Raw genomic sequence first — 25998 nt, 5'->3', positions numbered from 1 at the left:
TCAACTTAACGTGAAACCTGCTTGGTTGCAAGGTTTTTGCCCTCACCCCCAGCCCCTCTCCCACAGGGAGAAGGGAGCCAGAGATTTAGTTCCCCAACTCCAGGGGGAGAAGGGGTTAGGGGATGAGGGCGCGATTGTACAACGCCCGCCCTATAGAGCATTTAGCTTAAGTTGACACCAATGGGCAGTGCCCACCTGTGTCAACTTAACGTGAAACCTGCTTGGTTGCAAGGTTTTTGCCCTCACCCCCAGCCCCTCTCCCACAGGGAGAAGGGAGCCAGAGATTTAGTTCCCCAACTCCAGGGGGAGAAGGGGTTAGGGGATGAGGGCGCGATTGTACAACGCCCGCCCTATAGAGCATTTAGCTTAAGTTGACACCAATGGGCACTACCTTGCCCTCTAGGATATATTGATATATTGCAAACATGATTTGATTTAGTATAATTCTTTCTGCGCTTTTAAAAGTTGCTGGTTGATTAACTTTTTTGGTTGAATAGTTTGTCCTAAGGGTACATACGCGATCGCGAGATGGATGCTAATTTATGGTTGCACAAACTCCTCAATTCCAATCGCGACACAAACTATGACACTCAATTTATATTTACTGCGACATGGAGAAACTACTTTTAGTCAGAGTGGTAATTTCTGCGGTGAAACTGATGCGGAGTTGACTGCAGAAGGAATACAGATGGCGGAGAGTTTCGCCGATGTTTACCAAAAATTAAAGTGGGAAGCTGTTTATGCTAGCCCGATGAAGCGCACAATTGCAACTGCCAAGCCTTTTTGTAATGCTATTGGTATGGATATGCAGTTGCGTGACGGACTCAGAGAAGGTAGTTACGGTAAATGGGAAACTAATAGTAAATCTTTTGCTCAAGAGAAGTATGCTGAAAACTATGTCAAATGGTTGACAGAACCCGCTTGGAATGCACCCATAGGTGGAGAAACGGCGGTAGATATTGCTAACCGTGCTATGCCTGTAATTGCCGAGATTCAAGACAAACATCCCGAAGGTAATGTTTTAGTAGTTTCCCATAAAGCCACAATTCGGATTCTACTTTGCAGTTTACTCGGAATTGATTTAGGACGCTATCGCTACCGGGTGAATATTTTGGTTGCGTCGGTAAGTATGGTGAAATTTGATGTTAATGGGCCTTTGTTAGAAATATTAGGCGATCGCCATCATATACCCGATCATCTCCGCTCGCGCGCGGGAACATAAGGGAATTACTCAAAAATATACAATCCTAGATGTAGGGCAATACTTGTCGGTTAAGGGCAAAAGGCGAAGGGGAAAAGGGACAAGAAAAAACCTTTAACCCTTACCCTTTCACCTTTTCCCCAAACCAAATTAAGAGTTGAAAATCCTTAACCGAGCAGTATTGAGATGTAGGGTGTGTTACGGCGATATTGTCTATCGCCGTACGCTTGCCAGATTTTCAACTTTAATTTATTTGGGAGGTGGCGTACTACGTTTTTTCTTGTCCCTTTCCCTTTCGCCTTTTGCCCTTTAACCGACAAGTGGCCTTAGGATTGTATATTTTTGTGCAATTTCTGAGAAAACGAAGACAGTGCTTTAGTGATCGCTCGAGATTTAATAAACATTATCAATTTCACTCATTTTTACGGGACGGAGAATTGCGTAGAATCCGAATTGTGGTTTTATGGGAACTACCAAAACATTAGCCTTCGGGATGTTTAACTGGAATCTCGGTAATTGCGAGTCACGTATCGTTGTTTTCCTTTATGGGTATGAGCATATTTGCTTGAGCGTTCTCTTTCTTGAATTCGTCACGCACTGCATATCCATATTAATAGCATTACAAGCCAGGTTATCGGGCTATTTTCTCAATTTATTTTGTAACACCTGTTATCTGTAATTCACTGCAGAAGGGAATACAGATGGCGGAGAGTTTCGCCGATGTTTACCAAAAATTAAAGTGGGAAGCTGTTTATGCTAGCCCGATGAAGCGCACAATTGCAACTGCCAAGCCTTTTTGTAATGCTATTGGTATGGATATGCAGTTGCGTGACGGACTCAGAGAAGGTAGTTACGGTAAATGGGAAACTAATAGTAAATCTTTTGCTCAAGAGAAGTATGCTGAAAACTATGTCAAATGGTTGACAGAACCCGCTTGGAATGCACCCATAGGTGGAGAAACGGCGGTAGATATTGCTAACCGTGCTATGCCTGTAATTGCCGAGATTCAAGACAAACATCCCGAAGGTAATGTTTTAGTAGTTTCCCATAAAGCCACAATTCGGATTCTACTTTGCAGTTTACTCGGAATTGATTTAGGACGCTATCGCTACCGGGTGAATATTTTGGTTGCGTCGGTAAGTATGGTGAAATTTGATGTTAATGGGCCTTTGTTAGAAATATTAGGCGATCGCCATCATATACCCGATCATCTCCGCTCGCGCGCGGGAACATAAGGGAATTACTCAAAAAATATACAATCCTAGATGTAGGGCAATACTTGTCGGTTAAGGGCAAAAGGCGAAGGGGAAAAGGGACAAGAAAAAACCTTTAACCCTTACCCTTTCACCTTTTCCCCAAACCAAATTAAGAGTTGAAAATCCTTAACCGAGCAGTATTGAGATGTAGGGTGTGTTACGGCGATGGAAAGATTTGGGACTTAGAGACAATGAGATATCGCCGTAACGCACCATTGATGCTGTTCAATTACGAATTACGAATTACGAATTACGAATTCTTATTTATTAATAATCCTTTCCACTAAGATAGAAACATCTGGAAATGCTAGCGGTTGAATTATGCCAGCAGTTATTGTCAATTTTGTAGCATATTCTCCATCCAGAGGTTCTCTGAATACTACCAAATGTAGCTTTTTGAGATTGACAACCCAATACTCGATAATGCCAACTTCTGCGTAAACTTTGCTTTTAGTTTCTAAATCTTTTTCTAAACTGGAGTTAGAGTATTCAATCACCCAAAATATATTTTCTGGGTAGGGATGATGCTCTCGATATTCCCGTCCTAAACGTTGCACAATGGCAATATCCGGTTCTGGTTCCGAGTGGTTAGGTAGAGTAATGGGTTTGGCTTCACGAATTGTAGCGCGCTCTCCCAATAAATTTGCTAAATACTCAGCAGCTTCATCACTACAATAAGCGTGAGGTTCCCCTTCCGGCGACATTTCTACTATTTCTCCCTTGAGTAATTCCACCTTGCGATCGCTTAAAATGCCAGCGTCAATCATGCGATGATATTCGTCAATTGTCCACTTGGCAGTAATAACGCTCATGGCGATTGCTCTCTCCCAATTATTCTATTTATTTTGTCATATTCTTATACCAATTTAAATAATGGTTGCGGCCAATAAATTTCATGTAGGGGCACGGCACCAATAAGATAATTGAATATACCAAAATATTGTAGATGCCGTGCCCTTGCCATCTGCGACATTCTTTTTTAAAAAAATATCTGATGGTAAAGTATATGAATTTGTTGAAGGTGCGTTGCGCTACGCGACAACACACCCTACATTTCAATTATTATTCAATTACGAATGACAAATGATAAATGACAAATGACGAATTACTGTTGAAGGTGCGTTGCGCTACGCGACAACACACCCTACATTTCAATTATCATTCCATTCCCCATTCCCCCTTATTGCCAATTACCCACTAATACAAAAGGTGCCCAAAAATAGGGATGTTTAAACCGAGGATTTAATTCTCCTGAAAGTAGATATAATTGAGCATTACGCAACGCTTCGGCTTTTTTTTGATGGCGCGCTATCTCTTTATAAAATTGAATCATTAAAGCGGCTGTCGCTTCATCATTTACACTCCAAAGGGTTGCTAATGTACTGCGCGCTCCCGATTGCACTGCTATTCCAGCTATTCCTAAGGCGGCGCGGTTATCGCCAGCCGCAGTTTCACAAGCGCTGAGAATCAGTAAATCAATTACTCCTTGGTTGCTGTTTTCATGAGACTTCAACACAGAACTGAAATCTCTGACGTTGAGTCTGGTATTCCAAGTCAAAATGAAGGTATCTTCTACTTTGGAACTAAATTTACCATGAGTTGCTAGATGTAAAATGCCGCCAGAAAACGATTTAATTGCTTGTTCAATTGTTTGCGGGGTAAAATTTTGATCGATAAAGTTTCCTGAGGTGGAAAATATAGTTTTAATTTGCTCTAATTCATATTTCACACCTGGTAAGGCGGGAAATTCGTCACGCGCTTCACTCAGTCCCCCTACTAATGCTTGTAATTGTTTTTTGGCTAAAGGTTGGGGGGGTAATAGTTCTAAACCTGGTGTAATGGCAATGTTATATTGTTTCTGAATTAAATATTGCTTTTTCTGTCTATCGTAAAGTGCAGAGATGGGAATACTTTGTAAGGTTCCATCTAAGACAAATACGAGATTTTTCACACCACTATTTTGTAAATCTGTTTCGATAGGTCTAATCAACCAATCATATACCTGTTGGGATGTGCGGATAAATTCATGGAAGCTGACAGCAAAGATTTTTTTATGTAGTTCTTTAACTGTGGTTTCAAATGTATTTTTGGGGATGACAACGGTATGCAATTTCAGCGACTTGTTTTTTTGCTGATTTGGTAGGGAGACAATAATGGCGACGCGATCGCTTAAAATGACTGGGTAGATGACGGCTGTTTGGCGTTGCTGATCGATGTCATCTATCTGTACGGGTTTGCTGTCTAAACAAGCTTGGCGGAAAAAGTTATCTAGTTCTGCTAACTGTAAGGATTCGATGACTTTTCTGGCTTGATCGAGGTTATCGGCGCTGGGTTCTCCGGTTTTGGGCAAGAGCAAACTTACATACTCGCGGTACACTGGTTCTACTTCATCTCGGAAGGAAAATTGCGCGTCACGGTTGACGCTAACTAAATCACGCCGGATAGATTTTAAGTTCTTCACGGCTTGATCGTAAGCTGCGATCGCACCTGGTTGATTATTTTGAGGGTTACCAGTAGCGCTAAGAATTCTTCCTAATTGCCATTGCCAACGATAAGCAATATCTCTGGCTTGTATACCTAAAGCCAATTTTAGCGCTTGTTGGGTGAGGAGTTGCCCTTGGTGCCATTGCTGAGTATATTCGTATAAACTACCCAAAGTACCTAAAGCATAGGATTGCGATCGCACATCTGCTAAATTCTGCGCTTGCTGATATCCTGTAGCGACAATTTTGGCGGCGGTACAGAGGGAAGCTGCAGAGGTACAGTTATCTTGGCTAGTAATGTCACTCTTGGCTAATAATCCGCTTTTGGCTAGTTTTAGCAGGGTTTGAGCAAAGTTAATCCGCGCAAACACACTACTGCGGCTGGGGGGTAAAGTCTCCAGCTTTGCAGGTAAAGTATTTACCAAAGTGAGAATTTGCTGTTGAATTTCTGGTGTGGTTGGAGATTGGGTTAAGAGATTTAATTGATTTAATTGTGCTTGTAACTGGGTTGTTGGCTGCGGGGAAAGACTAGCAGCGCGTTGATAAAACTGTATGGCTTCTTGAGTGTTTTGCTGTGCTTGGGCTGTATTCCCCAAACTCAGGAGGATTTCTGCAAGCTTTTCTGATTCGGGGGTTGGCTGCGCTGGTGTAGGAGTTTGCGGAGTACAGAGATTTTCCGAGTGCGATCGCTTGGCTTGAATTTCACAACTTTGTGCTAATATCTGGCGAGATTGAGTCACATCTCCCACTACCCGCAGGGTATTACCCAGACTCAGCAAGCCTGTGACTTTTAACAGAGAATCTGGTTGTTTATTTAAACTCAGCTGAATTTCTTCTAAAGTAGTTGTAGCGCGACGGTAAAGCCCTAATGTTTGCAAAGCTTGGGCTTGATTAATCTTACTGCCAATTTTCCCTGGCTCATCGCCAATTTTATTGTAAGTAGCTGTGGCTATTTGCCAACTACTCAAGGCTTTTTCAGTTTCTCCCTTGGCTAATTGTAGTTGACCTTGAGTGTTGAGTGCTTGAGCCAGGATAGATAAATAATTTTGACTATCGCTTTTATTTTGTAATAATTGCAAACTCTCGGTGCTAGATTTCTCTGCAGCAGTTAAATTTCCCAACTGTTGATAAGTTAAAGACAGATAATTCAATACCAGCGCTTGATTAAGTTTCTCGCCCTTAGTTTGAAACGCCGCGTAAGCCTGTTGAAAAATCTGTAATGCTGGGGAATATTGCTCTTGTTGATATAAACTTAAACCTTGCTCTAATAATGATTGAGCAGTTGGCGGTTGATTGCTCAATACTGGGGAATTAATAATTGCGGCTATTGGTGTAACTTGCTGCAATAGATGAGGAGATTTATTCAGAGATAAAGCCGTTAACAATAAAAATATAGACATAATCAGGCTCTAAAATGGTTGCGTATAGATAATAGAAAAATAAAGTCCGTTTTCTTGCCAAGTATTTTTATTCGCAATATTAATTCCCAGAGGAATACCCCAATCTAAACGCGCAGTTAAATTACTTTGTTGCCATAATAACCCAATGCCAGTTGATGCTATAGTATCGGGATTTAGAGTAGTTCTCCCTGGTTGGTAAATATTCCAAGCTGTACCAAAATCTAAAAATGGCGTAACCTGTAATAATCCATTTACCTGTGGAACTCTCAGCACCGGATAGCGTAATTCCGCAGTGGCGACAAAGCCATTATCAGCTAATATTTGGTCTTGACGATAACCGCGCACAGTCGCAACCCCTCCCAAACCAATTTGTTCAGAAGCTAATAATGGCCTATCAGCTAATTGCAAATCTCCACGGATTAAAAATAGCGTTTCCGGTGCTAACAACCGCACCCATTGCGCCTGTCCTCTCCAGGTAAAAAATCGCCCATCTGGTGGATCTTCATTAATTGTCGTACCTAAAGCATCAATACCAAAACTAAATTGAGAACGCGCCGCAAATACTTGTTCACTACTACGCTGAGTCCAATCTTGAAATAATCTTAATATAGTTACTTTTGTCTGACCATTGGTATCAGCACCCGATGAGGGAAAAGGAAGCCTTTCGCCTAATTGTGACTCCAAAAAACCAACATCACTTTCTCGATGAGTTGCACTAATTCCAACTGCAAATTCAGTGCTGGGAGTTTGGATTAATGGTTGGCGGAAACTGATACCATACTCCTGGGAAGTTCCTTCAATATCTAAAAAATCAAAAGGGTCTTCAATGACATTACTAGATGCATAGCTATAATTAAACTGCAAAGTCCCATTGCGGGGATTAATCGGCAATTTATAACTCACATCTACACTATTACTACCATCAGTATTGGCATATCCAATACTTAACCCATCACCCAATCCCAAAAGATTGGCTTGATTAAGTTGAATTTGGCGCTGAAAACTCCCGATACCAGGAGTGCGGTTATTATCTAAACTAACTTGTGCGCTAAATGTTTTTGCTTCCGCGACTTTTACCGCTAACACCGAAGCACCAGGATTCACCCCATTCCCCAGTTCCGCAGAGACATTTTTAATTAGTGGATCTAACTGTAATAATTGCAAAGCTTGCAGCAACTTCTTTAAATTTAACGGCTTATTTGTTGCTAAAGCTAAACGACTGCTCACATAATTAGGATTCAGCCGTTTTGTCCCTTGAACATCAATACTTTCTAAACTACCTTCTACAACTTGAATTTTAACTACCCCACCCGCCGCTTTAAAAGTTTGGTCGGCGGGAATGTACGCACCAGAGTTAACATAACAAGGTAAATCGGTGTTTTTATATTCAGCTTGACAACCTTTAGTATAGAGTTGCGTAACTTTATCAGCTACCTCTAATAATTGAGCAAAGGTGATAGGTTTATTGATAAATTCTTGAGTAACTGCGTTTAATTCTTTTGGACTAAATACAGTACTCCCAACCACATCAAACCCCGTTACCAGAATTGTCCCCGCTAAATCTTGAGGAATCGTCTCCGGCGTGGTTATATTAGTAGATGGAGACTTTAATAATTCTTCAAAATTTGGTAGCTGTGGTAATGTTGGCGTTGTTGGCGTAGGTTGTTCTAATTGCCGGTCAATATCTTGTATAGGTGGTTCAGTAGCAGTTTGCGCTAATGATTTAGAAGCAAATAACCCGATAATTAAAAAGCTAAATATCAGCCAACCCCTACCCAAATTCCCAACTTTCTTTCTCTGTGGACTCTGCATCCTCCGTGGTGCGTTAATTTTTAAATCTCTTTTAATATTAGATAATCCATACATATAAATATTTAGCTTTTTAATTCATGCTTTTGACTAACTAGATAACACCAGAAATCATTTCACGCCGGGAACAAAGACTTAATTTGTGCTGGAAACAATTTGTTTTTAACAGCACATCTGGAGAAATGCAGACAGTACAGAGAAAACCCCAGTACATCAAAGACTAACAATACTTCGCTACTGACGCTAAATACCGCAGTAATTATAGAAATAATTAATACACCATGCCTTTTAAGCTTGGGTGAGATTGTAGTATAACTGCAACTCAGCTATTATGTCGTGTGAGGCAGTTGACAAATATCTTTACATAGTTAATTACTGCGTATAATTGCGTAATTTACCCACACCTACGCATAATAGAAAAGTCAATAATTAGTATTACTGGGTGCGATTTATACGGATATACTGCGTCTACACAGCCAATACAGTTCGGTTAAGGGGGAAAGGGAAAAGGGGAAAAGGAAAAGGGGAAAAGGATTGAATTCACCCTTACCCTTTTCCCATTACCCTTTTCCCAAATCACGAGGGAGATGCAAAATACTTATCCGAACCGTATTGGTTACACAGCTTGCGATCGCTCATCCATAGAGAACATTGGTTCCTTCACAACCAACCTGATCGGGTTGTCTATCAACGAGCGCTCATCCATAGAGAACATCGGTTCGTTCACAACCAACCTGATCGGGTTGTCTATCAACGAGCGCTCATCCATAGAGAACATCGGTTCGTTCACAACCAACCTGATCGGGTTGTCTATCAATGAGCGCTCCTTCGTTCACAACCAGATCTCCTTCACGCACAACCAGCTCTCCTTGGTAACCAACCTCGTCAATTTCTCCACTAACCAGCTCTCAATATATTGATGTTTGAGCCTTCCTAATGCATTAGCTGTGGTGCTAAGGTTGGATATATGGGCAGAAAATCAGCCCGCGACGATACTATTTTCTTGGCAGAATGCGCGGATGGGTAGGTGTCAAAAAGGCAATCTCACCAAAAACAGCTAAAACTATTTATACGTAAGGCTTCCACTGATTCATGGCTGTTCAATCACCCGCGCGCTTTACAGAGATTGACTTTCAGCCATTTTGCGTTTGCTGTTTCATTATTGCTTATGTTATTATGGCACTGTCCGCGAAACAGAACCTTGAAAACTATATATACATCGGCTTTGGGAGTTCCGCCGTTGAAATTTCTCTTAATCCCTATTAGGGATTGAAACATTATAAAATGAAACTTTACTGAAATTTCTAGCGGTTGAAATTTCTCTTAATCCCTATTAGGGATTGAAACGCAATGCAGATGTGCAATGAAATAATGAATGCTGTTGAAATTTCTCTTAATCCCTATTAGGGATTGAAACTAATTGCTGCTCAATTGGCTTTTTGCTATTTATCCAGGTTGAAATTTCTCTTAATCCCTATTAGGGATTGAAACCGTACTCATCACCAGGGAATGGGGCGGTATCGCCTGTTGAAATTTCTCTTAATCCCTATTAGGGATTGAAACAACATATCGCCCCCCATCAGCGGCCAATCTGCTAGTTGAAATTTCTCTTAATCCCTATTAGGGATTGAAACAGAACAATTTTATAAAATCTATGACCTCAAAGAAGTTGAAATTTCTCTTAATCCCTATTAGGGATTGAAACATTAATTCATGTCCATATCCCGACGACTCATAAAAGTTGAAATTTCTCTTAATCCCTATTACTCACCATTCGCGTAATCCAAATCGGAAATAATTAATTCCCAAAAAACCATGAAATTCCTACTATATATAGCTTTGGTTTTGGTAATCAGAATAGAAAGCTTACACTTACCCGATTTCCCTCAAAGATTTCAGTAGGAATCTGAATGTATCGGTGCGATCGCACCGTCATCGCACTGTGAACTAACCACGCCTCTAAAGGGTATATGGATAAAAGTTTGATGCGATTAATCCTTTTGTTGTAAGCCTTTTAACCATTTTGATGAATTCTTTATTTTCAGAATCGATTACGCGAACGATGAGCTATTAGGGATTGAAACGAACAAATGGAATTATCGCCAGTCAAACTGTATCGTTGAAATTTCTCTTAATCCCTATTAGGGATTGAAACCATCAGCCAAATAACTAAACTCGCTAGCATCCATGTTGAAATTTCTCTTAATCCCTATTAGGGATTGAAACAACCAGTCCGTCTACCAGGGAGGAATACTATAAAGAAGTTGAAATTTCTCTTAATCCCTATTAGGGATTGAAACTTATTGATAGCAGAAGGAGACCCCAATCTTCCATTTGTGGTTGAAATTTCTCTTAATCCCTATTAGGGATTGAAACAATAGTAATGCCGATAGGCAGGGGTTGACATTCTACAAGTTGAAATTTCTCTTAATCCCTATTAGGGATTGAAACATTACACCATCGGGAATGCTCCAGGTTCTCAGCAGTTGAAATTTCTCTTAATCCCTATTAGGGATTGAAACAAGCAATCGGGTAATGTACGGAGCGCCAACGGGAAGCGGCGTTGAAATTTCTCTTAATCCCTATTAGGGATTGAAACTTCAATACTCTAACTCTATCCCCCCAACAATTATGTTGAAATTTCTCTTAATCCCTATTAGGGATTGAAACAAGACTACGACGGATAAGCAGCAAGGTTAATACTGTTGAAATTTCTCTTAATCCCTATTAGGGATTGAAACAAGTATTAGCCGCATTAGCGGAAGTAGTAACGATAGTGGCAAGAGGTTGAAATTTCTCTTAATCCCTATTAGGGATTGAAACTGCCAAAATCGGAACGGGCATCAATAAAGTCTTTGTAGGGGCACGGCATCCACAATCTTTTGGTATATCAAATTATCTCTTACCCTTTCACCTTTTCCCCTAACTAAATTCCCAGTTGAAAATCCTTAACCGAGCAGTATTGCCTCGCGCCCTCATCCCCTAACCCCTTCTCCCGCAGGAGAAGGGGAACTAAATCTCTTGCTCCCATCTCCCCGTGGGAGAGGGGCTGGGGGTGAGGGCGAAACCTTGCACAAGAGCGGGTTTCACGTTAATTTGACACCACTGGGGCAATGCCTTGCCCCTACAATCTGTCGCCTTCTTTTGTCAAATTGGTATAAGATTTCTCTTCTCTATGCTTTGGCTTTGAGGGTAGATGATTTTATCAACTCATCTACTCACCCACTTTAAACCTTTGACTCAACTACTTGTTGCACTCCATTTAATTGCTGAGGCAAACTCCAGTCAGGACGCAAGTTAGCCGCATGACGTAAATATATGTGGTAAATTGGCGCGGAAGTTGGCAGGTAAACGTGGATTAAAAAGCGGATACAGCGCTGTAAACTGCCTTCAACGTGCATTTGTTGCACATCCAACATAGCGACACCATCCCAACCTGGACGTGTTCTTGCGATCGCAGCTGGAAAAATCGCATCCAAATCCCGCGTCACAGAAAACGTTACGCTAATCATATCCTTTGGCTGGAGATGATTCCGTTGTTCCAGTTCATCTAATAATTCTGTTACCGCTTCTCGAATCGCCTCAGTAGTATTTTCTGAAACCGTTATCGCTCCACGAATAGCCTTCATTTGCCACTCCACGCCCAATCCTCCTTAATTAGTCAGTTGTCAATTGTCATTGGGGAAGGGGGAAGGGGGAAGGGGTAATGAGTAATGAGTAATGAGTAATGAGTAATGAGTAATGGGGTGTTTGGTTTTGGTAATTTCTCCTCATCTCCCTCATCCTCCTCATCCCCCTCATCTCCCTCATCCCCCTCATCTCCCTCATCCCCCTCATCCCCCTCATCCTCCTCATCTCCCTCATCTCCCCAATCCCCAATCCCTACGGCCGATACAACCACAGGGGTAAACCACTGGTAGACATTTCAAATTCCAACCAGTCAATACCTGCGCCAATACTTGATGAAGCTTGGCGACTTCCTGGGAGTAAGCGACTCAGCAGGGGTTTACGTTCTTCTAGAGTGAAACATTGTGTTTTTTCTGGATCGAGTCCGACTAGTTCTGCTGTCCAACGACGTGCATCTTCCTCTGTTCCCAGACGATCTACTACACCTAACTCTAAGGCTTGCTGTCCGGTGAATATCCGCCCATCGGCAAAACTTCTCACAGTTTCTACCGCTAAAGAACGACCTTCAGCTACGGTTTGCACAAACTGCTGATAACTAACGTCAATCAATTCTTGTAGAATACCTTGTTCCGGTTCCGTCAGTTCCCGGTCAAATGCCAAAATATCTTTGTAAGGGCCGGATTTAATGACTTTAAAGGAAACACCGATTTTATCTAACAAGCGTTCTAAGTTATTGCCTCGCAAAATTACACCAATGCTACCCGTGATTGTACCCGGGTTAGCCATGATATACTCGGCTCCCATGCCAATGTAGACACCGCCAGAAGCCGAAATATTACCAAAACTGGCAACAATTTTTATCTTCTCCCGCAAACGTTTGAGGGCACTGTAAATTTCTTGAGAATCTCCCACAGTACCGCCAGGGCTATCAATCCGCAGCAGCAACGCCGGAAACTTTTTTTCCTCTACAGTTTTCAGTGCTTCCAGAACACGTTTACGAGTTCCACCAGAAATCGCACCATTAATTTCAATCCGCGCTATTTGTTTACTCAACCTGGGCTTAAAAGGCCAAACCATAATCAGTCATTAAATCTCGTAATACACCCAATATAGAATGCCCAGTGGTCAGACGACCCGCTTTTATCAGCATCAAACAATGCACAGGTACTATCCTTCACCAAACATTAAGGAAATTTTTAGATTGAAATAGCTATTTATCTGATATTTTCATCTTTATTCAGCTGGCAAAAACTAAGAATCTAAAAAATCAATAACCTAAATTGGGTGTGTAGCACAATTGCCACAAACACTTAACCTGGTTTTAACTTTAGTATAAATAAGAGTGCCTAAGTTGCAGAAACGTGATGATTCGCCCGGTTACAGAGACGCGATGAATCGCGTCTGTACAAGAGTCAAAAGTTATTCCCTCTGCCTCCTGCTTTTTGCCCCCTGCCTTCTGCCTTAATTAATAAAATTTCCAGAATGCCCATCCAGAGCTAGTTGAGGATAAGCATCCTCTAATTATGAAATATAAATACTTATAGATTGGTCAGCCAATCAAAACTTGAATATGCTGATGCACTCAACTTAGGAATCAATGCGGAGAATTTGACACCGATAATAAGCGTAGATGTCAAACAGCGCTCCCACAAAACTACAAGTTAAACTAATAACAAATAAGCCCCGCAGAGGAGTACCACTGCCAAAGGTAGCGAGAAAATGTATAATTTGTTGAGCGATCGCTTCATTGATGCCTTGTAACCCTGGGATATGACCCAACAGAGATACCACCAGCAAGAAGCCACCAACTAAAAGCATGGGTAGGGAAAAACTAAAGACAATCGTAAGTAGCAGGGAACGGAGAAAGTTAGTAAACACAGTCATTGAAACGACACTCCGCGGTTAGGGTAGACAATAGCGATAAAAGCTGCAATGTCATCTTCTACAATACGAGCGATCGCCCCTCAGCAACCAAGATGTCAAAAATCTTAAGTTTTCATTAAAAAAAAGTGCTATCTCACAGATGAGTTTGGTTCAGCGCAAATAGGCTATGAAGCGAGCAAAACCATTGTCATATATAGATTTTAGTTTATAGTTATCATCAAAACGCAATTCCAGCTTGCTCAAAAAGCCCTTAACTTTATGAGACGAGCTTTAAAGTAAGTTAATGTTTGGCATGGGGCATTGGGCATTGGGCATTGGGCATTGGGGAGATGAGGGAGATGAGGGAGATGAGGGAGATGAGGGAGATGAGGGAGATGAGGGAGATGAGGGAGATGAGGGAGATGAGGAGAAATTACCAACACCCAATTACTCATTACTCATTCCCCATGCCCCATGCCCCATGCCCCATGCCCCATCCCCAAACTTTTTCCATTTACCAATTCCCTCAAGGCGTTTAGTTTCGCTATTCTTAAGGCAGTTACCGAGTTAGCTACAAAACATTGAGTGAGACTACATCCAAATCCAGTCTAGGCGCGTGGGGTCAGCGGTTGCTGGCAGCGATTTTTTTGGGTGGACAAGTACTGGTTCACCTCCTACGAATCAGAATTCATTGGCGAAATACTAAAGAGCAAATGGCCTCAGTGGGGCCAGATTCGCTCTTTATTGCGCTGTTAACGGCGATTTTTGTGGGCGCGGTGTTTACCATTCAGGTAGCACGGGAGTTTATTAACTTTGGGGCGGGAAATTTTGTTGGCGGGGTGCTGGCGGTAGCCTTAACCAGAGAACTGTCGCCTGTATTGACAGCCGTAATTTTAGCGGGGCGAGTGGGTTCGGCTTTTGCGGCTGAAATTGGCACTATGCGAGTCACAGAGCAAATTGATGCTCTATTAATGCTCAGAACAGACCCTATTGATTATCTAGTTATTCCCCGTGTCTTAGCTTGTTGCATAATGTTGCCAATTTTAACTCTCTTGTCTTTGGTGACAGGGTTATTAGGGGGAATGTTAATTGCCACAAATTTATACAACATCGCTGATACCGTATTTCTCGACTCGGCGCGTAATCTGCTTGGTCTTTGGGATATTTTGAGCGCCATGATTAAGGCGTTTTGCTTTGGCATTTTAATTGCGGTAATTGGTTGTAGCTGGGGTTTAACAACAACCGGAGGCGCTAAGGGGGTAGGACAATCAACTACCACTGCTGTAGTCACAGCCTTGCTCATTATATTTGTCAGTAATTTCTTTCTTTCTTGGTTAATGTTTCAAGGCCCTGGTAGTGCATTGATCAAAGGGATGTAGCAAGACTTTTAGGCTAAGGGAGAAAGGTAAAAGGGAAAAGGTGTAAATTTAGCCATTACCCCTTTCCCTTTCACCTTTTACCAAACGACTGATCCAAAAAGTATTGGCAGATGTAGTTATACTCTCACTCTTAATCAGGGACTTCCTAATAAAAAAATATCCCAGTATTTATTGTGGGGTGGACATCTTGTCCGCCCAGTTTATGTGGCTGGCAAGATGCCCGCCCCACAAGATATAAGATAATTTATTTCGTGGAAGTCCCTAACGCGCCTCCTCAACCACGAAATTTTAAAATAGGAGAAGCAGATTTTGCATCTGTGGATCAAGGCTTACAGCCTCTAGTACAACACAAGCTAACATCTCAAACAATCACAAACCTTGATAGACAGCAGATTACAAGTTGATGAGGTACAGATAATTGTCAGGGCAAGGCACTGCCTAGTGGTGTCAAATTCAGCTAAAAGCGATCTAGGGTGGGCGGTACAAATACCTCGCGCCCTCATCCCCTAACCCCTTCTCCCGCAGGAGAAGGGGAACTAAATCTCTGGCTCCCTTCTCCCTGTGGGAGAGGGGCTGGGGGTGAGGGCGAAACCTTCCACAAGAGCGGGTTTCACGTTAAGTTGACACCAATGCCCCTACCTATGTACTTGATTTACCTGAAATATGCTGTATTGACCTTGCGGTGCTAGGCTTTTCTCTGAATATAAAATCACACCACTGGCGACAACGCTATTAACCCGCGCAACTCAGTGGCTCTAGAATCAAACATCTAATAATTAGTATGACTAGTTCATTTGCACCTAACTCTAACTCTACATCTACAGTTGAACTCAAACCTAGCTACAATATCCCTGTAGTTTTGCTAGTTGCTTCTATTCCACTGCTGCTAGTTCAACCCTTAGTAGGCGGTGTCATTGGCTTGCTGGGTTTGTTTCTCATGTTTCAAGCTGGTGTTATACGGTTGCAATTTACCGCCACTGACTTGGATTTGTACAGAGGCGACAAATTAATTAGGCGGTTTCCTTACCAAGAATGGCAAAATTGGCGGATATTTTGGCCCAGAGTTCCGATTCTGTTTTACTTTAAAGAAATTAACAGCATTCACTTTTTGCCCATTTTATTTGACCCAAACACCCTCAAAGCTTGTTTAGAACAACGCTGTCCGCGTATTTAGCGCTGAGTTCTGAGTATCAGCCTTTTCCCAATCCCCAGTCCCCAGTCCCCAGTCCCCAGTCCCCAGTCCCCAGTCCCCAGTCCCCAGTCCCCAGTCCCCAATCCCCAATCCCCAATCCCCAATCCCCAATCCCCAATCCCCAATCCCCAATCCCCAATCCCCAATCCCCAATCCCCAATCCCCAGTCCCCAATCCCCAGTCCCCAATCCCCAAGTAATATAAAATTCAGACTTAGGACTTTTAACACAGGTCAATTGTATATTTCTGAAAGCTATTTATTCGCGTCATAGGAATTACACTATTATTTATGAACCCAGAGGAATCTCAAACCCCAGAATCAATTGATGAGTGGTTGGCGCAAATAGAAGAGCCGAGCAAACCAGTTGCAGAGCCGGAAGACTCATCGGTTGACTCAGAGGCCCAAACAGAAACACAAAATTTATTGGTAGACTCACAGCCCGATGACGCAATGTCAGCACCAATTTCCCAAATAGAAGTAGAAGTTGCGACAGAGCCAACAGAGGATGCAGCTGAGTTACTTATACCATTATTACCAGTGGAAACTGTGGCAGTGCGATCGCCAAGAGAGTCAGAATCCGCAGATAATTCTCTATATGCACAAGCAGCACAACAAGTTGCTGAGTTAGAAACTACCAAAGAAGCTCTGAAAGCCGAAATAGCCAATCTGCAAGCGACTTACAAAACTCTGCAAGCACAAGTTGGGGAAACTCAACAGACACTAGGAAAAATTGTGCAAGAGTCGCTCTCGCAATTAGAACAACGCAAACAAACCCTGCAAATTTCTGTTGAACAGTTAGAACGCCGTCAAGAACGCATCCGTAATGAAATGCGTACTACATTTGCGGGCGCATCCCAAGACTTAGCAATTCGCGTCCAGGGTTTTAAAGATTACCTCACAGGCAGTTTACAAGATTTAGCCGCCGCCGCCGAGCAATTGCCCCTAGTACCGCCGCCAATAATTGAACGCGAAAAGCCTGTAGTTAAAGAGGTAAAGCCTGTTGAATCTCAGCCAGGTATCCCCCAATTTGCGCCCCAGCAGTTTCAAGATACTAGCAAGCAAATTCGCCGCCTGATTGACCAATATCGCAACAAACCAGATTATTATGGCCCAGCTTGGCAACTGCGCCGCACCTTTGAACCAGTCCACGCCGAGAGAGTTGCTAACTGGTTTTTCACCCAAGGCGGTAGAGGTGCTTTGCGGACAATGGGTAGTCGCTTGCAGAATATCTTGATTTCTTCAGCGGTGATTTCTATTCTCAACACCCTCTATGGCGATCGCCTCCGTGCCCTAATATTATCTAATACACCAGAACGTCTCGGTGAATGGCGGCGCGGCTTACAAGACTGTTTAGGCATCGGTCGTCCAGACTTTGGCCCAGATAGAGGAGTGGTATTATTTGAAACCCCCGAAGCTGTAGCACAGAAAGCAGAACGACTAGTTAAAGCCAATCAAATGCCTTTAATTATCATCGATGATTCCGAAGACCAAATTAGTCTGGGGTTACTGCAATTTCCTTTATGGTTAGCCTTTGCCCCAGACCCCAAAACAATGAGAAATTATGATGATGATTTTTAATTAGTCATTTGTCATTGGTCAAGTATTATGGCTTTGGACTCTTAACTTTTAAGTACAGACGCGATTAATCGCGTCTCTACAACTTTTGACTTTTGACTTTTGAATTGTTATGGCTATTTGGTTAACTTTGTGCGGAGCGGTTTTAGTTGTAGCCTACCTACTGGGTTCTTTCCCTACAGGCTACATTGCAGTGAAGCAGTTAAAAGGTATTGATATCCGGGAAGTTGGTTCTGGTTCCACTGGCGCAACTAATGTGCTGAGAACCTTGGGTAAAGGCCCTGGGGCATTTGTGTTATTAATTGATTGCTTGAAAGGTGTATTGGCGATCGCTTTAGTTTATCAGTTATTTCACCTGGCTCCAGTTTATAACTTCATTCCCACTACGGTAGATGCTAACCTTTGGCAACCCTGGTTAGTGACTTTAGCCGGATTATCAGTAGTTCTCGGACACAGTAAATCGATTTTTTTAGGCTTTAGCGGTGGTAAATCTGTCGCCACTGGTTTAGGGACTTTGTTAGCAATCAGCTGGCAAGTAGGTTTAGCCACAGCAGGTGTATTTGCCCTTGTCTTTGCCATATCGCGCATAGTCTCCTTGGGTTCCATTACAGGTGCGATCGCAGTGACAATTTTCATGGTAATTTTCCATCAACCCTTAGCTTGCATTCTCTATGCTTTTGTGGGTGGGTTGTATGTAATTATCCGCCACCGCAGCAATATAGAACGTCTGCTTGCAGGCACAGAACCAAAAATTGGGCAGGTAACGCCAGAACCTGAACAACCTGCTTAAAACAAATAAAACAACGAGGTTGACTATTCACCTATTCATAAATTAATTGCCTAATCCTAAATTTGACTTTCCTGAGCCTAGAAAAAGAAGATAAAAGCCCCACGGATGAATCCGTGGGGCTTTTAATTTTGAATTCCCTTAAGGGTAGCGGTAGCTTAATACTTGTCGGTTGAGGGGAAAAGGGGAAGGAGAAAAGGGGCAAGAACAAACCTGTAACCCTTACCCTTTCTCCTGCACAGACGCTACGCGTAGCTTGCTTAAGCGCAGGGGTATACCTTTTTCCCAAACCCAATTAAGAATTGAAAATCCTTAACCGAGCAGTATTGAGGGGTAGCTACTTTTTAGTTAAACTTTTCAAGTTGTTAAAATTTTGGAATTTTTCTATTGTGTAGTTTTCCTTCAGATTTTCCTCCATACCTTTAGAAGGTTTATATAAAAAAACATGATTAAATTTATCGGGGATGACAGGGATTTTAGCTTTTACTAAAAGTTGCATATTTACATCAGAATCAAGAATCCAAGCTAAGGGCATAATATTACCAATTTTACTATCACTAATAACTAGTGGATGGTCTACTGCATTAATGGTACGAGCTATCGGAGTCACTGAATAACTTTGGATTTTATTCCACCATCCTTCTGATTGCGAACTCCAAACACAAGAAATTATGCCGCTAGAAATTAATATAAATATGACTCCAGACCATAACCTTTGCCGCCAAATATATTGAGAAGCAAGCTTTTTACTAATCACATAAGCAATAGCAATTTCAATTCCTAGATATGAAGGAATTAAATATCTAGACATCCCGGAACGCTGCCATTTAAAAATTATATCGGGAATCATCAAAGACAAGGCTAATACTCCTATCAGTGTTAGCAGAAATAGCCATGTTTTAGCCGCAGACTGTTTACATAAGAAATAAAGGGAATAAATCATTAAAGCAGTCGCCAGGAGAATTACAACAATCTCCATATTTCCCAATTTATTATCTATATCTAAAAACAAGCGGCTGAGATTTAGACCCCATCTATATACCAAACTATCATGACCATTTGCGGGGAAAAATATCGGTAACCTCTGAGTTGACCAATCTGTAGTTTGATTAATTGTTTTATAATTAACAACTACAACTATTAACCAGGGTATAAAAGCTATAATAGCATTTATATATGAAAGCAGAGAATAAATCAATATTTTATTAATTCTAAATCCTGCCCTCACGACAACATATAGTAAATGACTAATCAAGATAAATACACTAAATAAAAAACTGTACAAACTTGTGATTAAAGATATGGTATATATAATCCAACTCAATCTAGTATTAAGACGAATTGCTCTTAATAAACTAGCACTTGCAAACAGAATTGTGGCAATCCATAAACTATACTCTCTCGCTTCTTGAGCATATAAAACATGAAAAGGAGAAATAGCAATGAGCGATGTTGCTATTTTAGCAGTCGCATGTGAATTAAAAATTTCTATACATAACCAATACATTAAAGGAAGTGTCAATAAGCTAAATAATACAGATAAACTTCTGAATACAGCAGTAGAACTGCCAAATAATTTTATCCATATATGCAAGATTAAAAAATATAGGGGAGGATGCTGTGAATCTTCTTTGGCAAGAGATGTAATCACATCAGTAAATCCTTTTGCCGCACTGGGTTTTAAATAATCCTTCACAGTATCAGAGCTAATCGCTTGCCCATTATAGAGCTGCTGAATTAATTCTGTTTCTGTATAACCAGCACTTCTAAATGATGTATATGTCTCATCAAACCAGTAAATTTTTTTGTCCAGATTATAAAATCTAAAAAATATCCCTAAAACTAATATAAAAACAAAAAATATCTGCACAAATGGCAAGTTTTTCTTTTTAATCATAACTAGTACAAACGGCTGGTATTACTCGATAAAGCGAATCAAAGAATATAACAATTTTTCTGCTTTGGGTGACTGCTAATCAAATAGGTTAGTCAATATGTTGATTACAAAGTTATTGCATCAATTCATCAGCTATTACGCCTTTAAATCATAGAATGGTTGCTAAAATTTATTGGCTGTTAACATTTAAAAATCAACAGCAACCCAACATAAATCTAATATTTCCCAGTGCATTGAAAAATGTTATAAAAACTGAAGCATCACAAATTTACTGGGTATTCTTTTTAAATAGCCTTAATAGCTAAACTTAATTGTTTATTCTTCCTAATAAAAAACAAACTAACTGTAGGTATAAAGAAAATTAGTATCGCTCTGGGCTTGAATTTGATAAATGGATGATTCTGTTAGTTGTGATGCTTCATTGTCTAATGAAAGTAGGTAAGTTAATCAGCATTTAAGATGCATCTATCCAAAGCTGAACCGCTTACTACAAGCGACTCATCCCGGAAAAATGAATGACGATTAGCTGATCTACCTGAGAGCGATCGCATAGCTTTTTAAGCTACTGAAATTATAAGTGTATAAAAATCATTAGGCAAGTCTCAGCTTAGTAGGATGCCTTAGTGCTGAGAGTATGGCACCCTTACCAAAACTTTTCCTGTGTTACAGCTTACGGCTAACGCAAAGCCCCTCAATAACAGCCTTCTAATATAAATCTGTGGAGAATTTGTAAAATATTACATCAAGCTTTGTTGACTATTGACAGTCAACAGTTAACAGCCACAACGTAGATTTTCACAACTGAAATAGGATTGCTATATCCTCTCTAGTAATACTTCTTGTCTACATGAAAAAGCTTATTTTCAATAAATTAATGCCATAGCTTTGCTATAAATTGTGATTTGAAAAACTAAATACAGTGTTTTATGACAAATTAACTAGAGGATTTTTGTCTCACACAGAGGCGCAAAGTCGCAAAGAAGAACGTGAGACTGGAATCTAAAAGTTGCTTGCTATGTTGACAAAATTTACTAAGGTAATCCCAGGTTTTCAAATAACTTAATTTCTAGAGAAAAGATATGTGTATAATAATGACTCATTGTTTGTTTTCCTAAGTGGAGAAACTAATGGGTCGCGCCAAAAAGGTTGTCCTGGCTTATTCTGGGGGAGTTGATACTTCAGTGTGCATTCCTTACCTCAAAGAAGAGTGGGGTGTGGAAGAGGTAATTACGTTAGCAGCAGATTTAGGTCAAGGAGATGAATTAGAACCAGTTCGAGAAAAAGCTTTAAAATCGGGTGCAAGTGAATCTCTAGTAGCGGATGTTAAAGACAGTTTCGTGAAAGATTACGCGTTTGCAGCGATTCAAGCTAACGCCCTCTATGAAAATCGTTATCCTCTAGGAACTGCGCTTGCCCGTCCACTCATTGCCAAAATATTAGTAGAAACAGCTGAAAAATATGGTGCAGATGCGATCGCTCACGGTTGCACTGGTAAAGGTAACGATCAGGTACGCTTTGATGTTTCCTGTGCGGCGCTGAATCCTAATCTCAAAATCCTTGCACCCGCACGGGAATGGGGGATGAGTCGGGAGCAAACCATCGCCTATGGTGAACGCTATGGTATTCCCGCACCTGTAAAAAAATCTTCTCCATACAGTATTGATAAAAATTTGCTCGGGCGCAGCATTGAAGCTGGGGTGCTGGAAGATCCAGCATTTGAACCACCAGAAGAAATTTATGAGATGACTAAAGCGATCGCAAATACTCCCGATCAGCCTGAATATATTGAAATTGGTTTCCAACATGGGATTCCTACAACTCTCAACGGAATTGCAAAAAACCCAGTTGCGTTGATTGAACAACTCAATCAACTAGCAGGAAATCACGGTATTGGGCGGATTGATATGATCGAAAACCGCTTGGTGGGTATTAAATCTCGAGAAATCTATGAATCCCCGGCAATGGTTGTGTTAATTCAGGCACACCGAGATTTAGAAAGCTTAACTTTAACAGCAGATGTCAGCCACTACAAGCGTGGTATTGAAGAGACTTATACGCAATTAGTCTACAACGGTCTGTGGTACAGTCCCTTAAAAGCAGCCCTAGATGGGTTTATTCAAAAGACACAAGAACGAGTTTCTGGTACTGTACGGGTGAAACTGTTCAAAGGTAATGCTACCTTAGTCGGGCGCTGGAGTGACAATTCTCTTTATACCCCTGACTTAGCAACCTACGGCGCTGACGACCAATTCGATCATAAAGCGGCTGAAGGCTTTATTTACGTTTGGGGCTTACCAACCCGGATTTGGGCACAGCAAAACAAGTAAATATTAAAGTAAAAGCAATACTACAAGGGATAGCGTTTTCAACTCAAAATTAGTTAAGGGTAAAAGGTTAAGGGTTAAAGGTTTTTTTCCCTTTTCCCATTCCCCTTTTTCCCCTTAACCGACAACTATTGAAAGCAAAAAGGCAAAAGCTCAAATAAATGAGAACTTTTGCCTTTTTACTTTTCACTTTTTACTTAAACTATTCTCCTGCTGCGCGCTTGACTTGGCGAGATTCTAACCACAGGGGTATAACAATCAAGGCTACTAAAATTAGTAAGGCCGCGATCGCAAAATGGCTTACCCAAGAAACTAATTGTTCTAGAGAAACCACTTTTCCTGCGAAGAAAGCTAATGTCACCATCACACCAGCCCACGCACTAGCCCCTGCTAAGTTATATACAAAGAATTTTCCGAAAGACATATCAGCTATCCCGGCTAGTGGAGCTGCAAAAATTCTTAGTAATGCAAAAAAGCGGCCAAAAAACACAGCTTTACCTGCATTTTCACTAAATTGCGCTTTAATATTTAGCAGTTTTTCTTCAGATATGCGGAATATCTTACCCATTTGAAGTAAGAAACTCCAACCTCCGAGCCTACCAATCCAATAGCCACAAGTGCCCCCCAGCACAGCACCGGCAACGGCGTTCCCAAGCACAAACCAGTAATTAAGTTCATTACTGCCAGCTAAAAACCCACCTACAAGAGTTAAGGTTTCGCCAGGAAGGGGAATGCCCAAATTTTCTAGCAAAATTCCCAAAAATATTGCCCAATAACCATAATGGTGGGCGAATTCCTGGATGTTTTCTAGTGAAATCAACTCAAGAGACATTCCGCACCGCCGTCTTTACAATTTTTTACTTGTATTATAATCTTGGCTCCTTTCTGGCTGGCCTGTCAATCAAGCCACTTATAGGGTTTTATAGTTTCTAGTCTATCTTAACTATTAACTAAAGGTGCTTGACTATTGGTAATTAATAGGTTATTAGCATAACCGTATAGTTACTGATGGTCAGTATAATCTTTTTATAAAAAATTTATTAAAGGGCTAGCAAATATAAAAATCTTGTAAAAGATATTTAGGATACTGCCATTCTTAGGGGTTTATGCCTATATTGATGAAAGTTAAGACAAATTATACGGCATGAATACTGAAAAAACTTGTCTCAACTGCTATGCTGTCATTAACCGCAGAGTTCGGTAATACTGTCATGGTTGTTGTCAAGCGAACACAGTGTTAATGCCCGTTTTTTGTTTTTGTTTGTTATAGTGTTGCAATTTATTCAGTGAAATTCATGACTCTAAAACAGAAACTTCAAGTGGTTTTGTTCAAACCTCAAGGCAGCATTGATTTAGAGGGTGGTATAGCTTTAAGTAATGAGATGCTTCAAGTGGTACCCCAACCTCATCAACTTTGGGTGATTGATTTAGCCGCAGTGGATTTTATGGATAGTTCTGGATTGGTCTCCCTAGTAAAAGTATTAACAGCTGCGCGCCAAAGTGGATGCCGCTTAGTTCTGTGTAATGTAAAAGCACCCGTGCGATTAGTGTTAGAACTTACTCAACTAGATTCAGTATTTGAAAGTTTTGATACCTATGAAGATGTTCTGTCTCTTGTCCACGATCGCAGACTGGCTCTAGCAAGTTGAATCTCCATTTCATCGGAAAATACATGGTGAGGTCAATTAATTTTATAAATTCTTAATAATTTCTCTGGTTACTATATCCTCACCATGATTAACCATCACAAACTAGTGCTCACACAAATTTATTTAAATTTTAACTATTCCAGAGAAAATCCCTAATTAAGCGTCGATAAAAAAACCTTAAGGGCAATTGCCCTTGGGGAATCTCAATAAACTTATATTTAAAAACTTGAAGCTTTGATTATAAAAAGTCAGGGAAAGCGCAGGGGCAAACAACTCAAAATTCAAAAGTCCATTTAACCTCCGACTTTTGACTTTTGATTCTTGACCCTTGACCCATGCTCAATAGCAAATCATTTATTGGCTATTAGTTACAGGCGAAATAGAAGTTTCTTCTGATGTTGGACGGGGAAAAGTTGGCAAATCAATGCCACTATGATTAGCATTACGGCTTTTTAGTGCTAATCGATAACTAACACTTTGTAATTCTGCTTGCAATTGCCGATTTTCGCGTTGGAGTATTGCTACTTTTTCTCTCACAGGAGCCATACGCTCCTCGAATTTGCGACGATAAATTTGGGGTAACTCTTGTACTACTTGCTCCAACATCCGACTGCGATCGGTCAATTCTTGCACATTTTGCCGTAACTGATAAATTTCGGTATCACGTGCCGTAATTTGCTCTTGGTAGAATGTCACCTGTTGTTCAATAGCTTGCAATTGTTCTTGCAAAGCCTGCAACTGCTTCGTATCTTGCTCTGGCTCTGGTGGCTTTGGGGGCATAAAGCTAGTATTGCCCTTCACCAGTCGGAAGAGTTCTTGCGATAGCTGTTGCACTAATTGATCGCGAAGCTGCAACTCTTGGCGCAGTTGCGATACTTCGGTAGAGAGAGCTTGGATATTGGATGTATCAGATTGGCTCACAGCGGCTTACAGCTCCCATTCAAAAAAATATGCGCTTTTAGGTAGAACTGCGGTCATACTTGCTCAAGCAAGTACTTGTTAATTTAGCATTACTAGCTAAGTTAGTCAGAAAAAAAAGCACATTTTTTTTGAGTTTTGTGTTACCCATTTTTAAGTGCTGAGAAGGTAAATCTCAGCACTTAACCTGCTTAAGCGCTTACAGCCACTTGAGCCGCTTTTTCCTCGTGAACATCCTGTTTAATAGTCAGGTAGCGAATTACTTCTTCGCTTAAGCGCATAGCCCTTTCTACAGGGGCGATCGCAGTTCCCGGGCCAGTATAGTTGAATTGAATGTAAATGCCATCCCGCTGCTTTTTAATTTCATAAGCTAGACGACGCTTGCCACGATTTTGAATTTGGATATCTTCTGCACCGTGTTCTTTGAGCAAGTTCTGATATTTAGTAATCGCTTGCTCTACTTGTTCGTCTCCTAAGTCAGGACGCAGGATGAACATTGTTTCATAAACTATGGACATGGTTTTTAGTCTCCTTATGGACAAAAAGGCTGCTACTGCTAATTTATACATGAACCTGCAGAAACAAGCTCAGTACTAATCAACATCTGAAGCAACAAGGAACTATAATCTTACCAGTT

At 41.0% G+C, this 25998-nt stretch carries 22 protein-coding genes and 2 CRISPR repeat arrays; of the genes, 10 read left to right on the top strand and 12 right to left on the bottom strand.

Translation table 11 applies throughout. The annotated features are described in order from the left end of the window. Nucleotides 1-583: 583 nt before the first annotated feature. Complete coding sequence (locus tag HG267_RS10955) at nt 584-1222, top strand: histidine phosphatase family protein (protein ID WP_045869616.1); 639 nt, start codon at nt 584-586, stop codon at nt 1220-1222. A 620-nt stretch (nt 1223-1842) separates the two neighbouring features. Next, nucleotides 1843-2436 carry a histidine phosphatase family protein gene (locus HG267_RS10950; protein ID WP_411863272.1) on the top strand — a complete coding sequence of 198 codons (594 nt, stop codon included), beginning with the start codon at nt 1843-1845 and terminating at the stop codon, nt 2434-2436. A gap of 281 nt (nt 2437-2717) precedes the next feature. Here the strand turns inward: HG267_RS10950 and HG267_RS10945 are convergent, their stop codons facing one another. The 3 genes from HG267_RS10945 to HG267_RS10935 all read right to left on the bottom strand — a co-directional run bounded on the left by HG267_RS10945 (nt 2718) and on the right by HG267_RS10935 (nt 8152). Next, nucleotides 2718-3269, bottom strand: a complete 552-nt coding sequence (locus tag HG267_RS10945; RefSeq protein ID WP_045869001.1) for a Uma2 family endonuclease — start codon at nt 3267-3269, stop codon at nt 2718-2720. Between the two features lie 368 nt (nt 3270-3637). Then, on the bottom strand, nt 3638-6340 hold the full coding sequence (locus tag HG267_RS10940; protein WP_045869000.1) for a CHAT domain-containing protein: 2703 nt from the start codon (nt 6338-6340) through the stop codon (nt 3638-3640). A gap of 9 nt (nt 6341-6349) precedes the next feature. Then, a complete protein-coding gene (locus HG267_RS10935; RefSeq protein ID WP_045869615.1) occupies nt 6350-8152 on the bottom strand; it encodes a ShlB/FhaC/HecB family hemolysin secretion/activation protein in 1803 nt (600 codons plus the stop codon). Between the two features lie 584 nt (nt 8153-8736). Between HG267_RS10935 and HG267_RS10930 the strand changes: the two genes are divergently transcribed. Beyond that, the gene (locus tag HG267_RS10930; protein WP_155539075.1) at nt 8737-9069 is read left to right on the top strand and encodes a hypothetical protein; all 333 of its coding nucleotides are present in this window, start codon (nt 8737-8739) and stop codon (nt 9067-9069) included. Nucleotides 9070-9388: 319 nt separating this feature from the next. Then, nucleotides 9389-9854: a CRISPR direct-repeat array (repeat unit 37 nt; unit sequence GTTGAAATTTCTCTTAATCCCTATTAGGGATTGAAAC). A gap of 412 nt (nt 9855-10266) precedes the next feature. Continuing rightward, nucleotides 10267-10972: direct repeats of the CRISPR family, unit length 37 nt; unit sequence GTTGAAATTTCTCTTAATCCCTATTAGGGATTGAAAC. A 404-nt stretch (nt 10973-11376) separates the two neighbouring features. Here HG267_RS10930 and aroH read toward each other — a convergent pair. The 4 genes from aroH to HG267_RS10910 form a co-directional block, all read right to left on the bottom strand. After that, nucleotides 11377-11778, bottom strand: coding sequence for a chorismate mutase (gene aroH, locus HG267_RS10925; RefSeq protein ID WP_228045515.1), 402 nt, complete (start codon nt 11776-11778; stop codon nt 11377-11379). Nucleotides 11779-11810: 32 nt separating this feature from the next. Continuing rightward, the gene (locus HG267_RS10920; RefSeq protein WP_045869611.1) at nt 11811-12050 is read right to left on the bottom strand and encodes a hypothetical protein; all 240 of its coding nucleotides are present in this window, start codon (nt 12048-12050) and stop codon (nt 11811-11813) included. Then, on the bottom strand, nt 12032-12853 hold the full coding sequence (gene sppA, locus HG267_RS10915; RefSeq protein ID WP_045869610.1) for a signal peptide peptidase SppA: 822 nt from the start codon (nt 12851-12853) through the stop codon (nt 12032-12034). The genes HG267_RS10920 and sppA overlap by 19 nt, the downstream gene beginning before the upstream one ends. 510 nt (nt 12854-13363) lie before the next feature. Continuing rightward, nucleotides 13364-13660 (bottom strand): hypothetical protein, encoded by a 297-nt coding sequence (locus tag HG267_RS10910; protein ID WP_045869609.1) that lies wholly within the window; start codon nt 13658-13660, stop codon nt 13364-13366. Nucleotides 13661-13952: 292 nt separating this feature from the next. Here HG267_RS10910 and HG267_RS10905 point away from each other — a divergent pair, with 292 nt between their 5' ends. The 3 genes from HG267_RS10905 (at nt 13953) to HG267_RS10895 (ending at nt 16192) form a co-directional block, all read left to right on the top strand. Next, a complete protein-coding gene (locus HG267_RS10905; RefSeq protein WP_168160947.1) occupies nt 13953-14210 on the top strand; it encodes a hypothetical protein in 258 nt (85 codons plus the stop codon). Nucleotides 14211-14220: 10 nt separating this feature from the next. Continuing rightward, entirely contained in the window at nt 14221-15018 is a 798-nt protein-coding gene (locus tag HG267_RS10900) for an MlaE family lipid ABC transporter permease subunit (protein WP_045869608.1), read from the top strand. 781 nt (nt 15019-15799) lie between these two features. Next, nucleotides 15800-16192: a DUF3119 family protein gene (locus tag HG267_RS10895; protein WP_045869606.1), complete on the top strand. Its 393-nt coding sequence runs from the start codon at nt 15800-15802 to the stop codon at nt 16190-16192. Here HG267_RS10895 and HG267_RS10890 read toward each other — a convergent pair. Beyond that, nucleotides 16189-16398, bottom strand: coding sequence for a hypothetical protein (locus HG267_RS10890; protein ID WP_155539133.1), 210 nt, complete (start codon nt 16396-16398; stop codon nt 16189-16191). The genes HG267_RS10895 and HG267_RS10890 overlap by 4 nt on opposite strands. Nucleotides 16399-16499: 101 nt before the next feature. Here HG267_RS10890 and HG267_RS10885 point away from each other — a divergent pair, with 101 nt between their 5' ends. Next, nucleotides 16500-17789 carry a DUF3086 domain-containing protein gene (locus HG267_RS10885; protein ID WP_045869605.1) on the top strand — a complete coding sequence of 430 codons (1290 nt, stop codon included), beginning with the start codon at nt 16500-16502 and terminating at the stop codon, nt 17787-17789. Between the two features lie 109 nt (nt 17790-17898). Next, nucleotides 17899-18576, top strand: a complete 678-nt coding sequence (gene plsY / locus HG267_RS10880) for a glycerol-3-phosphate 1-O-acyltransferase PlsY (RefSeq protein WP_045869604.1) — start codon at nt 17899-17901, stop codon at nt 18574-18576. 334 nt (nt 18577-18910) lie between these two features. On the opposite strand, the gene HG267_RS10875 is transcribed toward plsY, so the two are convergent. Continuing rightward, nucleotides 18911-20470, bottom strand: a complete 1560-nt coding sequence (locus HG267_RS10875) for a glycosyltransferase family 39 protein (protein ID WP_045869603.1) — start codon at nt 20468-20470, stop codon at nt 18911-18913. A 1127-nt stretch (nt 20471-21597) separates the two neighbouring features. Between HG267_RS10875 and HG267_RS10870 the strand changes: the two genes are divergently transcribed. Beyond that, the gene (locus HG267_RS10870; RefSeq protein WP_045869602.1) at nt 21598-22797 is read left to right on the top strand and encodes an argininosuccinate synthase; all 1200 of its coding nucleotides are present in this window, start codon (nt 21598-21600) and stop codon (nt 22795-22797) included. Between the two features lie 199 nt (nt 22798-22996). Here the strand turns inward: HG267_RS10870 and HG267_RS10865 are convergent, their stop codons facing one another. Beyond that, nucleotides 22997-23626: a DedA family protein gene (locus tag HG267_RS10865; protein WP_045869601.1), complete on the bottom strand. Its 630-nt coding sequence runs from the start codon at nt 23624-23626 to the stop codon at nt 22997-22999. Nucleotides 23627-24089: 463 nt separating this feature from the next. Here HG267_RS10865 and HG267_RS10860 point away from each other — a divergent pair, with 463 nt between their 5' ends. After that, complete coding sequence (locus tag HG267_RS10860) at nt 24090-24443, top strand: STAS domain-containing protein (protein WP_045869600.1); 354 nt, start codon at nt 24090-24092, stop codon at nt 24441-24443. A 354-nt stretch (nt 24444-24797) separates the two neighbouring features. On the opposite strand, the gene HG267_RS10855 is transcribed toward HG267_RS10860, so the two are convergent. Together HG267_RS10855 and rpsF are read right to left on the bottom strand one after the other, a co-directional pair. Then, a complete protein-coding gene (locus tag HG267_RS10855) occupies nt 24798-25364 on the bottom strand; it encodes an Npun_F5560 family protein (protein WP_045869599.1) in 567 nt (188 codons plus the stop codon). A gap of 188 nt (nt 25365-25552) precedes the next feature. Continuing rightward, nucleotides 25553-25879, bottom strand: coding sequence for a 30S ribosomal protein S6 (rpsF, locus tag HG267_RS10850; protein ID WP_045869598.1), 327 nt, complete (start codon nt 25877-25879; stop codon nt 25553-25555). Between the last annotated feature and the right edge of the window lie 119 nt (nt 25880-25998).

The organism is Tolypothrix sp. PCC 7601, from assembly GCF_025677855.1.
Classification (GTDB): Bacteria; Cyanobacteriota; Cyanobacteriia; order Cyanobacteriales; family Nostocaceae; genus Aulosira; species Aulosira diplosiphon.
Note: the sequence above shows the minus strand (reverse complement) of the source record. Positions and strands in the feature narration are given on the sequence as shown.